This window comes from Yoonia sp. (genome assembly GCF_017854565.1).
Classification (GTDB): domain Bacteria; phylum Pseudomonadota; class Alphaproteobacteria; order Rhodobacterales; family Rhodobacteraceae; genus Yoonia.
The window spans coordinates 1-13,742 of sequence record NZ_JAFMHJ010000039.1 but is presented as its reverse complement, the minus strand read 5'-3'; the positions used below and the strand labels follow the sequence as shown (position 1 = coordinate 13,742).

Genomic DNA, 13,742 nt, shown 5'->3' with positions numbered 1-13,742 from the left:
CCACAATGACCTAGTGCGCGCATCTGCAGCCTGCAAGGCTCTGTGACGCGCGCGCCGCCCATGATGATACGAAAAACGGAGCAATGGTCCCCCATTGCACCGTCACTTTTTGGGCTTAGCGCAGGCGCTGGCCATTCACGATGACATGACCTTCGCCGTTGACCTCGAGTTTCGTTTCCAGTTGGTCATCGCCAGTGACCCGGGCAAACATACCCAGCATCATCCGACCGCCCATGACCTGATCCTGCGGCAGCAGACCCATCGACACCAGATTATCCATCAGTGCATTCACGCCGATGATTTCAAAAATTGCATCGCCCTGGGGACGCGGCATGCCTTCGATAGTGGTCATGTCGGTGTTATCAAAGGTGAATGCCCCCTGACCCGTCACCAAAGCCCCGGCCAGCGCGATCCTGATGTTGTTCAATGTGAGCGTGTTCAGCTCCACCGGCATGTCAGAGCGGCCGAGCGCCTCCGCCTGCGCGGGATCAAGCAGATCAAACATAGGCCGGGCCGTACCGGCGATATCCAGCTGGATCGTTGCAGGATCACGGGGCAAAACCTTGGCCGCATCGAGCATGTCCCAGATCATATCGCTAACCGTCAAACCCGTGAAATCCAGACGCAGGCCAAAGTCGCGGGGCTCGTCCGTTTTTCCGACGGGCATTTCAAACCCGACACCGTATTTTTCCAGACCCACTTCGACAGGTAAAGGCAGCGCTTGCGTGGTGATGTTGACGGCCAGATTTTTCGTCTCGGCCTCATAGGCAACCATATCGCGGTTCATCTCGCCTTGCAGTCGTGCCGCGCCAGTGCTGACCGATCCGGCCACCCTTTCACCCTCTGCATTCACGTCAAAGACATAGGCGCCGCTGTCGATTGTGTAGCCACCAGAAACCGCAAAGCCATTCGCAAAAAGATCATTCGGATTCTCAAAGTCGGCATCCAGCGGCAGCGTCATCTCTGCCTCCAGGATCATACCCTCAATCTTGCCGCTCGCCGTTACATATTGGCCATCCGCATCTGGCACTTCGATGTCCGCCAAAAGGTCCAGCGCGCCAATGTTCAGCCCGTAAGAGATATAACGCAGTTCATCGGCGCTTGTCGTGTAGCTGCCGCTAAGGTCACTGGCGACAATGCTGACGTCGCCTGTGAACGTAATGTCACCATCAACGATGTCTTGCAGTTCGATCGTATAATGGTCAGCCGAAATGGCGTAATTCATTTCATCGGCATCGCCGCTCACAACCATGTCCATGTTGGACTGACTGACCAGAATGGTAACGACAACGCCATCGTCACCGGTCACGGCAATCGGATAGCTGTCGGCCATCACCACGCGCACCGTACCATCACCCAGTTCGCTGAATGTGATATCACCCATATTCACAGCAGTTTGTGTAGTGCCATCGTCCACGTTCAACGCCAGATCACGGACCGTCACCGTGTCGCCGGTGCTTTTTTCGCTTCCGATGGTGACGCTGTCTTCGCCATAAAGAGAAAGCTGTGCTTTCCAGTCATCCCAAACCTGAGCAGCGGTAACATCGGCCTGTGCAGCCCCGCCTGCAACCAGCGCTGCAAAACATGCCGCGCCGCGCAATCCTGTCGAGTAGGTCATCTGATTACCTTTCGTTATATATCTTTCGGAGTGATCCATGCCTTGTAATATGGTGCAAGGTGCGGAAATGACGATTATTAACTAGCTATCTGTAGATCAGATCGAAAGGGCCAAGTGTGAAAAAGTTCAACATGGTAGGGAAAACCGTGCTTATCACCGGCGCCAGCCGCGGTATAGGGGCGGCAACAGCCCGCGCTTTTGCCGCCGCGGGCGCAAATGTGGCCCTTTTGGCACGCAGTACCGATGCCATCGCAGAACTTGCAGGCGAAATCGGCAACAACGCGCTTGCAATCCCTTGCGATGTTTCCCGCTATCCCGAGGTCGAGGCAGCGGTTGCCGCGACCGCGCGGACGTTTGGCGGGCTTGACGTGCTGATCGGCAATGCCGGGGTCATCGACCCGATTGGCAACCTGTCGGACATCAACCCCGAAACGTGGTCGCGCGCCGTCGACATCAATCTGAAGGGCGTGATGCACGGGATGCGGGCCACGATGCCCGGCATGATCGCACAGGGTCACGGCACCATTATTACGATCTCTTCAGGTGCGGCGCATGGCCCGGTCGAAGGCTGGTCAGCTTACTGCTGCTCAAAAGCCGGTGCGTACATGCTGACCCGCGTGGCCGACCACGAAGCCCGCGACAAGGGCCTGCGGATCATGGGCCTGTCGCCCGGCACCGTTGCCACCGATATGCAGCGCGACATCAAGGCGTCGGGCATCAACCCGATCAGCCAACTTGATTGGTCAGATCATATTCCACCCGAATGGCCCGCGCAGGCGCTGTTGTGGATGTGTACATCCGCCGCTGACGGCTATCTTGGCACGGATATCAGCCTGCGTGATACAGATATCCGTCAAAAGGTTGGCGTCGCGTGATCCGCTGTGACCGCGATGGCGATCTTTGGACCGTCACCATCAATCGCCCCGACAAAGCAGGTGCCCTGACCCGCGATATGCTGGTCACACTGACGCAGATTGCCCAGGACGCACAAACGGCCAAAGCGCTGATCCTGACCGGAACCGGCTCTGTGTTCAGCGCAGGCGCCGATCTTGATGCAGCAAAGGCAGGTTTGGCCGTGGACCCGCTGTGGGAGCAGCTATCGTCAGCCATTGCCGCGTTACCCGGCCTGACGGTCGCTGCCCTGAACGGGACTATGGCGGGGGGTGCGTTTGGCATGGTGCTGGCCTGTGATCTGCGGATATCGGTGCCAACGGCCAAGTTCTTTTACCCCGTCATGAAACTGGGTTTTCTACCGCAACCCTCGGACCCGGGGCGCATGGCCGCGCTTGTCGGGCCGGCCCGGACCAAAATGATCTTGATGGCCGGACAAAAGGTTCTTGCGGACGAGGCGCTGCAGTGGGGGCTGATCGACAGGATTGTTGACGCGCCCGATCTACTGGGGCTGGCACGGACCCTTGGGCAGGACAGTTTGGCCGCAAACGCGGCGCATATCACCAACATCAAGCAGATGATCGCGCCAGACAATGCATGACGCATTGGTCATTGGGGCCGGACCTGCCGGGTTGATGGCCGCCGAAATGCTGACTGACGCCGGGCACAACGTGACCATCGCGGATGCAATGCCGTCCGTCGGGCGCAAGTTTCTGATGGCAGGTAAATCCGGCCTGAACCTGACCAAAGCCGAAGCGCCCGCTGATTTTGCAGCGGCCTACGGCAACATGCCAGATGTTATGCAGCGCGCAATTGCCGCCTTTGGGCCAGACGCCGTGATGGCGTGGGCCGAAGGACTGGGGCAGCCACTGTTCACCGGATCGACTGGGCGGGTATTTCCCACGGCCATGAAAGCATCGCCGTTATTACGTGCGTGGCTGGCGCGGCTGCGCACATCTGGCGTCACGCTGAAAATGCGGTGGCGCTGGTGCGGTTGGGACGGGGCGCAAACGCTATTCGACACGCCGCAAGGGCGTGTTTGCCTTGCGCCAAAGGTGACAGTGCTTGCCCTTGGCGGCGCAAGCTGGGCGCGATTGGGATCGGATGGCGCGTGGTCACAGTATGTGTCCGGCACGGTCTCGCCATTTGCACCCGCAAACATGGGCTTTGTCGTCGACTGGTCCGATCACATGACGCGGTTTCTGGGCATGCCTGTGAAATCAGTCGGCCTGAGCGCTGGCAATGAGAGCACGCGCGGCGAATTTATCATCTCTCGTCGCGGCATTGAGGGCGGCGGCATTTATACGCTGTCGCGCGCCATACGCCAAGGCGCGACGCTGGCCATCGACCTGTTGCCAGACTGGCCGATCGCGCGGGTGCAGGCGGCGCTGCAGAAACCACACGGCAAGACCAGCCTGTCCAACCACCTGCGCAAGGTGTTGCGGCTGGACCCCCTGCGGCTCGGGCTGCTGTCCGAATTCGGGCGGCCCTTTCCCGATGATATGGGCAATCTGATCAAGGCGCTGCCCATTCGGCACGCAGGACCGCGCCCGATGGATGAGGCGATATCAACGGCGGGTGGTGTTCGGTTTGATGCGCTGACCGATGGTTTGATGTTGCGCGACAGGCCCGGCGTGTTTTGCGCCGGTGAAATGCTGGATTGGGAGGCGCCGACGGGCGGTTACCTGATCACAGGCTGTCTGGCGACGGGGCGCTGGGTCGGGCAGGCTGCGGCCGCTTATGCCATAAGCCGCTGAAGCGCGGGCCGTTCGCGCATGCGCAGGTGATAAGCCCGCAGTGGTTCCGGCGTGATGTCGAACTTGATGCCCGTGGCCCAATTCAGACAATGCGCGCAAATGATATCGGCAACCGTCATCGTCTCGCCAGTCAGGTAGGGGCCCGCAATACGGTCGGCAAGCAGATCCATGCTGCGGTTCCATTCCCACCGCAGACTATCCTTGATGTCCGGCATGCGCATGTCTTCTGGCAGGATGAAACTATGGCGCGCAGCCATCCACAAGACGGAATCCATTTCATCCAGGACCATCTGCGTCAGACTGTCCTGATGCGCCCGGGCAATCGACCCCGCCGGATGCGTCAACGCACCGTGCTTGTCCGCCAGGTACGTCACAATCGCTGTCGAATCAGTCAGGACGTGGCCGTCATCGACCAAAACAGGGACTTTACCCGACGGATTGAGACGCTGCACAGCATCCGATCGCGGCGCCTCTGGCATATGCTCATAGGTTTGGCCTAATTCTTCCAATGCCCAAAGTACGCGCATTGTCCGAGATTTCTTGCCGCCGATGACCTGATACATAGCCGCCTCCGTTCTGCTGGGCGTATTTGGTCAATGTTTTCGTCCGATTGCAATCCGCGTTACGCGACCAGACGCAAGTGAGGACCGGCACCTTCGTAGAAGCTGAGGTCCCAATCGTATCTTTTCCGGATCAAGTCGGTGCTGGCGGAATCGTAGTGACGCCCAACCGGCAGAACATAGTTAGCGTCACTTGCACGTCCGCCAAAGGCCGGGCAAATGCCGATGGCCTTGAAGGCCTGCGTCAGGTCATGCTTCGCGAACTCTGCCCGGGCGATATGCGTGATGTGATCACCGCACCATTCTTTTGCTGACCACGCTCCAAAGCGTCGCCAGCGTGGACCCGTCCGATGGCCTGCGCCAACGTGATCTGCGCGCGTGCTGCGCAACCATCGGGCAAAGTCCGGATCACTGGCGCCAAGACGGCGCCGTAATTGCCACACGCGGTCGGTATCGGCAATCCGATCATAGAGCTGTGACATTTTAAGGTAGGGATTTCGTACGATAGCAATGCGGACATAATTCCGAAACGGCATGCCCATGATATCAAACGCCAGTTCAGCCTCGGCGGGTGTCATACCATCGAAAAGCGTGATTGCCCCGCTGCTATGCTGATCTGCGGCAACAGGCTGATCCAGCCAAGGCTGCAACGCACGCGCCATCCAAGGGCAGGCACCCAGCGGATCAGGAAAAACGACAAAACGACAACTATGAGAAACAAACATGCCATACATTGACCGCAGTACAGTTAACAAATGATGTACCCGCATGGCGTATTTTCGGGGTCATTTCTGCTGTCGCAGTGGCGTTGCGGCTTTCGGGTTTCCAAATCAGCGGGGATCGCGGTACACAAATGCGAAGAGTTTGTTGGAGATTTCATCATGCGCGCACCCGTTTGTCTGGCGGCACTGGTGGGTATTTGTTCAAGCCATCTGGCCTTTGCACAGGATGCCGGGGTCACTTACTCCCTGAACGGCGCCCCCGGCCTGCTTGAGATGCCCACCGCACAAAGCGCCGATGCTGGCGCGCTGGCGGCCACATTCAGTTATGCGGACGGGCTGGCACGCACGACGTTCACCTTTCAAATCACGGATCGCCTGTCGGGCAGCCTGCGCTATTCGATTGTGGATCTTTATGGTGACCCGACATCCACCATCGTGGACGGCGTATTTGAGCGGGGCTTTGACCTGCGCTATCGGTTCAACGACGAAACCACCTATCTGCCTGCCATCGCTATCGGCTTGCGGGATTTTCTGACGCCGGGCCGTTTTGGGTCCGAATATCTGGTGGCGTCCAAGACGATTGGTGAAGCCCTGACTGTGTCGGCGGGCCTTGGCTGGGGCGCGATGGGCACGCGGGATGGATTTGACAACCCGCTTGGCGGTCTGGATGCCGCGCTGGACACACGCCCGATATTTGACGAGTCCACGCCCGAAGGACAGTTGGCCAGCAGTCAATGGTTTCACGGCGACGCGGCACTGTTTGGTGGCGTGGAATATCAGATCAATGAGAGTTGGGGCATCAAGGCGGAGTACGCGTCGATTGCCTATCCACAGCAGGCTTTTGCCCCCGCAGTCGATGTAGAAACGCCGTATAACCTTGGCGTGACCTACCGACCACGCGACGGCGTGCAGGTTGGTCTCGCCTATCTTTACGGGACCGAGGTCGCGCTGTCGGGGACATTCTCGCTTAACGCCAACAACCGCCCAGGGATGAGCGGGCGGGAAACGGCACCCGTGCCCGTCAAAGTCACCGCAACAAACAGCCGCGCCGCCGCCACATGGGACCGGGCAGTACTGCCCGAACCCGTATTGCAAAGCGCCCTTCGGACATTGCTGGAAGCTGAGGGGATCACCCTATCTGGCCTGAACCTGACCGATACAACGGCGCGTGTCCGCTATGTCAACGGGCGTTACAGGTCGCAGGCACAGGCAATGGGCCGTGTTGCGCGGCTGATGACACAGGTCCTGCCCGCGCCCATCCAGACCTTTACGCTGATCCCCGAGGATCGCGGCATGCCGCTGTCTGCGACGACCATTATGCGCCGCGATCTTGAACAACTTGAAAACCAGCCCCAAGCAAGCCAGACGATGTTTGACCGCGCCGTATTCGCCGATGCCCGTGACAGCGCACCACCCGCAATCGCTCCATCCAATTGGACTTGGGGTTTGGGGTCCTATTTCGCAATTATTCCCTTTAACGAAGGCGGATCGGTAAGAGTTGATGCCGGTCTTACCCTGCGGGGCATCTACACGATCAGGCCCAATCTTGTCATTGCTGGCGCGCTCGGCCAAAGCGTAATCAATGCAGCAAAAGACGATCCCATCGCCGACAGTACACCCGACGTTCAAAATGTCCGCACCGACGGTGGCTATTATGGTGACGACGGGGTGCCGGTGCTCCAAACGCTTACCGTGAACCATTATGCGCGGCCTGCGCGGAATCTTTATAGCCGGGTCAGCCTTGGGTATCTGGAGCGGATGTTTGGCGGCGTGTCAGGTGAACTACTGTGGAAGCCGGTCGATAGCCATCTTGGGATCGGTGCCGAACTGAACTATGCGGCGCAACGCAATACGGACATGTTGTTCGGTTTTGACGAATACGACTATGACACCGTTACAGGCCATATCTCGGCATATTATGACCTTGGGAACGGCTACCACACGCAATTGGATGTCGGCCGCTATCTGGCGGGGGATTGGGGCGCGACACTGTCTGTCGACCGCGAATTTGCGAACGGGTTTCGTGTCGGTGCCTACGTGACGCAAACAGATTTGTCGTATGACGACTTCGGGGATGGCTCGTACAGCAAGGGGGTCCGGATTGTGATACCGCAGGATTTCTTTACCGGCGCGGCAACGCGGGCCAGCTACAGCAATACGTTCCAGACGCAACTCGGCGATGGCGGTGCCCGGCTGGAACTGGACGGGCGGCTTTATGACGTCGTGCGTGACGCACACGTTGCCGATCTTTCTGACACATGGGGGCGGTTCTGGCGATGATGCATAAATTTTGGATTTGTTTAGGCGCGGCAACCGTCGCGCTGGCCGCTTGCGGACCATTGAACGAAGGCAGCACCGGCGCACAGGTTTTGGAATTGGCGGCGACACGCATCGCGGGCGCGCCACCTGTTGCGGCATCGGGCCTGGCGGTTTCACAAGACGAGATCCTATCAAGCCCCGGAAAATACATGCGGGTCAATATCAGCAACATCAACAGATGGGACACCATGGCCCGGGCCGGCACCAACGGGCCGCGCGTCACATGGGTTGATGGCAGCAACATGACCCTGACGCTTGAAAACGGGATTATTGCCGCAACGCGTGGTCTCCCGCGTGATTTGATCGGCGCAAATGTCTCCGAAACATGGCACGCGATCCGCGCAGGAGGCGGAAAAGCGCGAAGGGAGCATGAATTCCTGACTGACCTTGACAGTATTTCTACTCAACTGTTGCAGTGTAGCATCGCTTTCAAAGGGCCGGAGGTCATAGAAAGGCTGCAAAATACCCTCAATTCAGTCCGTTTTGAGGAGGAATGTCAGGGTGAAGGGCTACAATTTACCAACGTTTATTGGGTAAATGACGCTGGTGTGATTCTGCGCAGCTTGCAAGCGGTATCTCCAGATGCAGGTTACCTGCAGATTGATGCATTCTGAACAAATTCTCCCCCCCTTGGATTTTGCATACCAGCCTGATTAAATGCAAAAATGTGGACGTTCTAGAAGCGTAACCCACCAGTGCATTTATTGGAGTACCGACATGCGCCTTACAACTACTCTTGCCGCCGCAGCTTTTGCTGTTTCCGCCGTTGCCGCAAATGCTGGCGGCCTGTCGCCAGAAGTGATGGAAGCACCCGTCGTCGTTGTCGAAGAGACAATGGCACCGGCTGGTTCATCCATCAGCAGCACATATGTGATCCTGGGTGTGCTTGCTGCACTTCTGATCGCAGCAGCTGCAAACAACAACTAATAGCGACACTCAGCGGCACAAGCCGTTGAGCATTGCTGGTTCTGTTCGAACCGAAAGGTGGGCCTGACGGCCCGCCTTTTTTAATGCGGAAACGAAACCCCGCAGGTAACGCCCGCATGTGCCGTAGGGCATGCTAGCGGCGCGCCATCATCGCCAGCCTGATCAACGTGCGCTCCATCAACGCACCTTGTGGCGCGGTGTTCGCAGACCGCAGCAGCAAATCGACATCCGTGAGGGCCGTCAATGCGCGCTCTAGCCGGTCGCGGCCCCAGTGCCCAGCCTGCCGAACGATCTTGTCCCGGCGCGGGCCGAACACCGGCGGCCGTAGTCGCCCCACACCAGCAGCAGGACCACCGGGGTCGCAGGCGACGACGTGCAGCCGCCGGAAATGTCGCATCGCGCCTATGCACAGCGTCACAGGGGTCACGCCCTGCGCATAGAGATCGCGCAAAACCGGACCAAGCTGATCCGCCTGACCCAGCGCGACCACCTCAAGAACATCATCAACGTCAACTTCCGCAGATTGCGGCGCACAGGCCAATACGTCGGCAACCGAAAGCGGGCTGTCATCGCCGCGCTTGTACAAGCTGATCTTTTCGACAGTCTGCCGGAAATCTCCCGGCTCAAGTGATTGCCCAAGTGCGATGAGCGCATCCATGACATCACGGATCGGTTGTGCGACACCAGCCTGCGCCAGCGCGTGTTCGATATCGGCCACGGTCGGTGGTTCATCATAGATACCGATCGCCACGGCGGTCCGGTGCACTTCGAAAATCTTGCGGAGCGGCGACTTGGCCGTCAGCTGCCCCGCCGTCACGATCACCTGTGCATCACCCGGTTTCCAGTCACGCAACGCGGCGTCAACCACCTTGCTCATGAGGTCAGTGGCGCCCTCCACAAAGGCAACGCGGTGACCGGGGAAAAAGCCTTGGGCCTTAATTGCATCATCCAACAATGCGGGATCTTTACGCAGATCGGCGGCGTTAATCCGGGTCAGGCGCATTTCTGCTTCGCCCTGCGGGCCAAGAAGGGCTGCAATGGCCTCTTGTCGTTTTCCCGCAACGCGCATCGGGTCCGCGCCAAAAATCAAGAGGCCCTTGTGGGCCGGATCAGGCTTGCGGCAATAAGCCGTTGCCGCAGCACCTGACAGCTTCATGGGGTCAGGTCCGGCGATAGAATAAGAAGCCGACTGACGAGCATATCAGCAAGCGCAACGGCAAGGCGCGCAGTCGCATCGGTTGCTGCGGCCTGTGTAGCAACCGTGGATCCCGTTGCCGCGTAGCTGGTAAAGGTTGCGACCTCTCCAGCGCCGATTTCAGCATCAGTATCCGCAGCTATCAGCGTCCACTCGGCTGCGCCAAGAACGTTAAAGCGGGTGGTGTCGCCCGCCGCCGTAATGGCAGCAGGGCTGCGTTGCTCCGACAGGGTCACGCGCAGCACGTAGCGCGGTGCGCCGGGTTGGCCCAGCCGATATTCCAGCCGTTCGCGCAGACGAAACCCTGCAACGCTCTGTGGTGTTTCGAACGCAATCGCACCCCGGAACGCACCGCCATCGCCATAGATCGGCGCAAAGCCGCAGCCACCCAGAGCCAAAAGCCCCAGCATGGCGATGCGACGAGAGATGCGTTTAGATGACAATGTTCACAATCCGTCCCGGTACGACGATCAGCTTTTTAGGTGCGGCGCCATTTAGCGCCCTTCGCACAACATCCAGCGCCATCACCAATTCTTCAACCGCTTCCTTGCTGGCATTCGCCGCAACGGCAATTTCCGACCGACGCTTGCCGTTGATTTGGATCGGCATGATCACGGTGTCTTCGATCAACATCGCAGGGTCGGCAACTGGCCAGGCGGCATTGGCAACCAGACCCGCGCCGCCCGTCATGGCCCAGACATCCTCGGACAAATGCGGCGTCATCGGCGACATCAACTGCGCCAGAACCCTGATCGCCTCACGCTTGACCGTGCCGCCCGCCTTGGATTTCGCAAGGATATTGGTAAATGCATAAAGCTTGGCGATGGCCGCATTAAAGCCAAAGCTTTCAACGCCCATCGTTACATCGTGAACCGCCTTGTGCATGGCACGCAGCAGGTCATCGTCGCCGGTCCCGCCCTCGTCAGGCATGTCGGCGATGTCGGTTGCGATGCGGTAAACCCGGCTAAGGTGCTTGAACGTCGCCTCGGCGCCGGATGCTGTCCACTCCACGTCGCGTTCGGGCGGGCTGTCGGACAGGACGAACCAGCGGGCGGTGTCGGCCCCGTATTTTTGCAGGATGTCATCGGGATCGACGACGTTCTTTTTGGACTTCGACATCTTGGCGGAGGGGATGATTTCCACTTTCGTAAAAGTCTGTTGGAGGCGCGATAAATCCTCAATGCCCTTTCCCATTAGTTCAACATTAAACTTAAAGTTGTCGCCTGCGTTGAGTTTTTCCTTCTTGAGTTCATCCTTAAGGATTGCCCTCCGATTTCCATCGAGATCGCTAAATACAAAGACGTCTTTCGGCAGGTGATATAACCAACCGAATATTGGTTCTTCCCGTCCATCCTCAAATATCGTCTTTCGACCCGTATCGTGCTCCGTCGCGTAAATCTCATGCGTCACCATCCCTTGCGTGAACAGGGCGTCAAACGGCTCGCGCGCCTTGTCTGGCAAATGGCCCGTCAGGTTCATCGCGCGGGCAAAGAACCGGCTATAGAGCAGGTGCAGGATCGCGTGTTCGATTCCGCCGATATATTGGTCCACGTTCATCCAATATTGCGCGTCTTCCAGATTGGTCGGCGTGTCGGCGTGGGGCGCGGTGAAGCGCGCATAATACCATGACGAATCGACAAACGTATCCATCGTATCCGTCTCGCGGGTGGCAGGCTTGCCGCAGGCGGGGCAGGCACAGTCGCGCCATGTCGGGTGCCGGTCAAGCGGGTTGCCGGGGACGTCGAATGTCACGTCATATGGCAGCTCTATCGGCAGGTTTTCCTTGGCCTCCGGCACAACGCCGCAATCATCGCAATGCACAACCGGGATCGGGCAGCCCCAATACCGCTGGCGGGAAAGGCCCCAGTCGCGCAGGCGGAATTTCGTGACGCCCTGCCCGATGCCGTGGCTTTCGCAATGGAAGATGGCGGCATCGACGGCCTGTTCACCTGTCTGCACCTTGTCCCCGGCAAACCCCCTCACATAGGTCACCGCCTCGGTCTTGGTCGGGACATAGGCCTGAGACAATTCGGCTGGACCATCCTCAGACGGCAGGAAGGTCGCGATGATCGGCAAGCCATATTTCCGGGCGAACTCAAAGTCGCGCTGGTCATGCGCAGGGCAGCCGAAAATCGCGCCGGTGCCATAGTCCATCAGGATAAAGTTCGCGATATAGACGGGCAGTTCCCATGCGTCATCCATCGGGTGCGTCACACGCAGCCCCGTATCATGGCCCAGCTTTTCGGCCTTCTCTATCGCTTCTGCCGTCGTGCCGCCCTTGCGGCATTGCGCACAGAACGCGGCAATGGCGGGGTCTTTCGCCTCCAGTTCCTTGGCAATCGGATGGTCAGGGGAAATGCCCACGAAAGACGCGCCCATCAAGGTGTCGGGGCGGGTGGTGTAAACCTCGATCTCGCCGCCGTCCGTGCGGGTGAACGCAAACTGCAAGCCGCGGGATTTGCCGATCCAGTTCGCCTGCATCAGCTTTACCTTGGCGGGCCAGTTGTCCAGACTGTCGATGGCGGTCAGCAATTCCTCGGAATAGTCGGATATCTTGAAGAACCACTGCACCAGCTCGCGGCGTTCGACGTCTGCGCCGGACCGCCAGCCCTTGCCGTCGATCACCTGTTCGTTCGCCAGCACGGTCATATCGACCGGGTCCCAGTTCACGACGGCTTTTTTACGATAAATCAGCCCTTTGGCGAGAAAGTCGAGAAACAGCGCCTGCTGTTGGCCGTAATATTCCGGGTCGCAGGTAGCAAATTCGCGGGACCAGTCAATCGAAAGGCCAAGCGGTTTCATCTGCGCGCGCATGTCAGCGATGTTTTGATAGGTCCAGTCCTTTGGATGACCGCCCGACGCCATCGCGGCGTTTTCAGCGGGCATCCCGAATGCGTCCCAGCCCATCGGGTGCAGCACGTTATGCCCCGTCGCCAGCTTGTACCGCGCGATCACATCGCCCATCGTGTAATTGCGCACATGGCCCATGTGGATACGGCCCGACGGATAGGGGAACATTTCCAGCACATAATACTTGGGCTTGTCGTCACTGCGGACCGCCTTGAAGGTGTCGGCCTGTGTCCAGGCGTCTTGCCATTTCGCCTCGATCGCGGCGGGGGTGTATGTGGTCATGTCACGGGTCTTTCAAAATACGAAACGCCGGGCGGTAGGCCCGGCGCTATTCATAATCGGACGGGGTGCCGATGGCTATAGGGCACCATCGGCAATACGAAGCTGACGGGCGCGCGATAGGATCGCATTTTCCACGGCGCGCTGGGTTTCCAAGGCAACCGGGCCACTGCGTGATTGCAACGCCACGTTCAGCGAACGGGCATCAAGCGCGGGATCGGTCACTTGCACGGTTGCGCGATAGGCCGCGCTGGTGCCGGGGGGCGTGCCAAATCCGGTTGAAATGACGCCGGTAAACGGATCGGCGGACTGCACCGGCAGAAAGCTGAGCACGTCCAGCGATGCGGCCCACAGGTAACGGTTCACGGCAACATTTTCAGCGCCGCGCGGTGTTGGAACAGCGCCACCGCAGGCCGCCATCACACCAATCAACAAGGCCATCAGGCCCGCACGTCCAAGGCGTATCATCAAAATCAAACCATTTCCCCCAAGCCGGGACCTACTACATTCGCGAAATATGTAGCGAACAGGCGGGCAGGTCACAAGCAATTATCCGCAAATGGCCTATCACAAAAAAAAAGAGCGACCCCAAGGGGTCGCTCTCTCTTTGGGTTCTTCTGCTTC

Annotated in this window: 13 protein-coding genes; 6 read left to right on the top strand and 7 right to left on the bottom strand. The window is 58.8% G+C overall.

Annotated features, from left to right (window positions below; translation table 11 throughout):
* Positions 1–115: 115 nt before the first annotated feature.
* Positions 116–1,618, bottom strand: coding sequence for a DUF2125 domain-containing protein (locus QZ196_RS13815; RefSeq protein ID WP_296427373.1), 1,503 nt, complete (start codon positions 1,616–1,618; stop codon positions 116–118).
* Between the two features lie 116 nt (positions 1,619–1,734).
* On the opposite strand from QZ196_RS13815, the gene QZ196_RS13810 reads away from it, so the two are divergent.
* Genes QZ196_RS13810 through QZ196_RS13800 form a run of 3 tightly spaced genes read left to right on the top strand, consistent with a single transcriptional unit; the run spans position 1,735 to position 4,266 of the window.
* Entirely contained in the window at positions 1,735–2,493 is a 759-nt protein-coding gene (locus tag QZ196_RS13810) for an SDR family NAD(P)-dependent oxidoreductase (RefSeq protein ID WP_296427372.1), read from the top strand.
* A complete protein-coding gene (locus QZ196_RS13805) occupies positions 2,490–3,110 on the top strand; it encodes an enoyl-CoA hydratase/isomerase family protein (RefSeq protein ID WP_296427371.1) in 621 nt (206 codons plus the stop codon). Before QZ196_RS13810 ends, QZ196_RS13805 begins: the two co-directional genes overlap by 4 nt.
* Positions 3,103–4,266 carry a TIGR03862 family flavoprotein gene (locus tag QZ196_RS13800; RefSeq protein ID WP_296427369.1) on the top strand — a complete coding sequence of 388 codons (1,164 nt, stop codon included), beginning with the start codon at positions 3,103–3,105 and terminating at the stop codon, positions 4,264–4,266. Before QZ196_RS13805 ends, QZ196_RS13800 begins: the two co-directional genes overlap by 8 nt.
* Here QZ196_RS13800 and QZ196_RS13795 read toward each other — a convergent pair.
* Both QZ196_RS13795 and QZ196_RS13790 read right to left on the bottom strand, forming a co-directional pair.
* On the bottom strand, positions 4,248–4,829 hold the full coding sequence (locus tag QZ196_RS13795; RefSeq protein WP_296427367.1) for a glutathione S-transferase family protein: 582 nt from the start codon (positions 4,827–4,829) through the stop codon (positions 4,248–4,250). The genes QZ196_RS13800 and QZ196_RS13795 overlap by 19 nt on opposite strands.
* 59 nt (positions 4,830–4,888) lie before the next feature.
* Complete coding sequence (locus QZ196_RS13790; RefSeq protein ID WP_296427363.1) at positions 4,889–5,551, bottom strand: hypothetical protein; 663 nt, start codon at positions 5,549–5,551, stop codon at positions 4,889–4,891.
* A 30-nt stretch (positions 5,552–5,581) separates the two neighbouring features.
* On the opposite strand from QZ196_RS13790, the gene QZ196_RS13785 reads away from it, so the two are divergent.
* The 3 genes from QZ196_RS13785 (at position 5,582) to QZ196_RS13775 (ending at position 8,794) form a co-directional block, all read left to right on the top strand.
* Positions 5,582–7,828 carry a YjbH domain-containing protein gene (locus QZ196_RS13785; protein ID WP_296427361.1) on the top strand — a complete coding sequence of 749 codons (2,247 nt, stop codon included), beginning with the start codon at positions 5,582–5,584 and terminating at the stop codon, positions 7,826–7,828.
* Positions 7,807–8,481 carry a YjbF family lipoprotein gene (locus QZ196_RS13780; RefSeq protein ID WP_296427360.1) on the top strand — a complete coding sequence of 225 codons (675 nt, stop codon included), beginning with the start codon at positions 7,807–7,809 and terminating at the stop codon, positions 8,479–8,481. Before QZ196_RS13785 ends, QZ196_RS13780 begins: the two co-directional genes overlap by 22 nt.
* 103 nt (positions 8,482–8,584) lie before the next feature.
* Positions 8,585–8,794 carry a hypothetical protein gene (locus QZ196_RS13775; protein ID WP_296427358.1) on the top strand — a complete coding sequence of 70 codons (210 nt, stop codon included), beginning with the start codon at positions 8,585–8,587 and terminating at the stop codon, positions 8,792–8,794.
* A 133-nt stretch (positions 8,795–8,927) separates the two neighbouring features.
* On the opposite strand, the gene holA is transcribed toward QZ196_RS13775, so the two are convergent.
* The 4 genes from holA to QZ196_RS13755 all read right to left on the bottom strand — a co-directional run bounded on the left by holA (position 8,928) and on the right by QZ196_RS13755 (position 13,538).
* The gene (gene holA / locus QZ196_RS13770; protein WP_296427357.1) at positions 8,928–9,950 is read right to left on the bottom strand and encodes a DNA polymerase III subunit delta; all 1,023 of its coding nucleotides are present in this window, start codon (positions 9,948–9,950) and stop codon (positions 8,928–8,930) included.
* Positions 9,947–10,432 (bottom strand): hypothetical protein, encoded by a 486-nt coding sequence (locus QZ196_RS13765; RefSeq protein WP_296427354.1) that lies wholly within the window; start codon positions 10,430–10,432, stop codon positions 9,947–9,949. The genes holA and QZ196_RS13765 overlap by 4 nt, the downstream gene beginning before the upstream one ends.
* On the bottom strand, positions 10,422–13,121 hold the full coding sequence (leuS, locus tag QZ196_RS13760; protein WP_296427352.1) for a leucine--tRNA ligase: 2,700 nt from the start codon (positions 13,119–13,121) through the stop codon (positions 10,422–10,424). Before leuS ends, QZ196_RS13765 begins: the two co-directional genes overlap by 11 nt.
* Positions 13,122–13,196: 75 nt before the next feature.
* Positions 13,197–13,538, bottom strand: a complete 342-nt coding sequence (locus QZ196_RS13755; RefSeq protein ID WP_296427415.1) for a DUF3576 domain-containing protein — start codon at positions 13,536–13,538, stop codon at positions 13,197–13,199.
* Positions 13,539–13,742 lie beyond the last annotated feature (204 nt).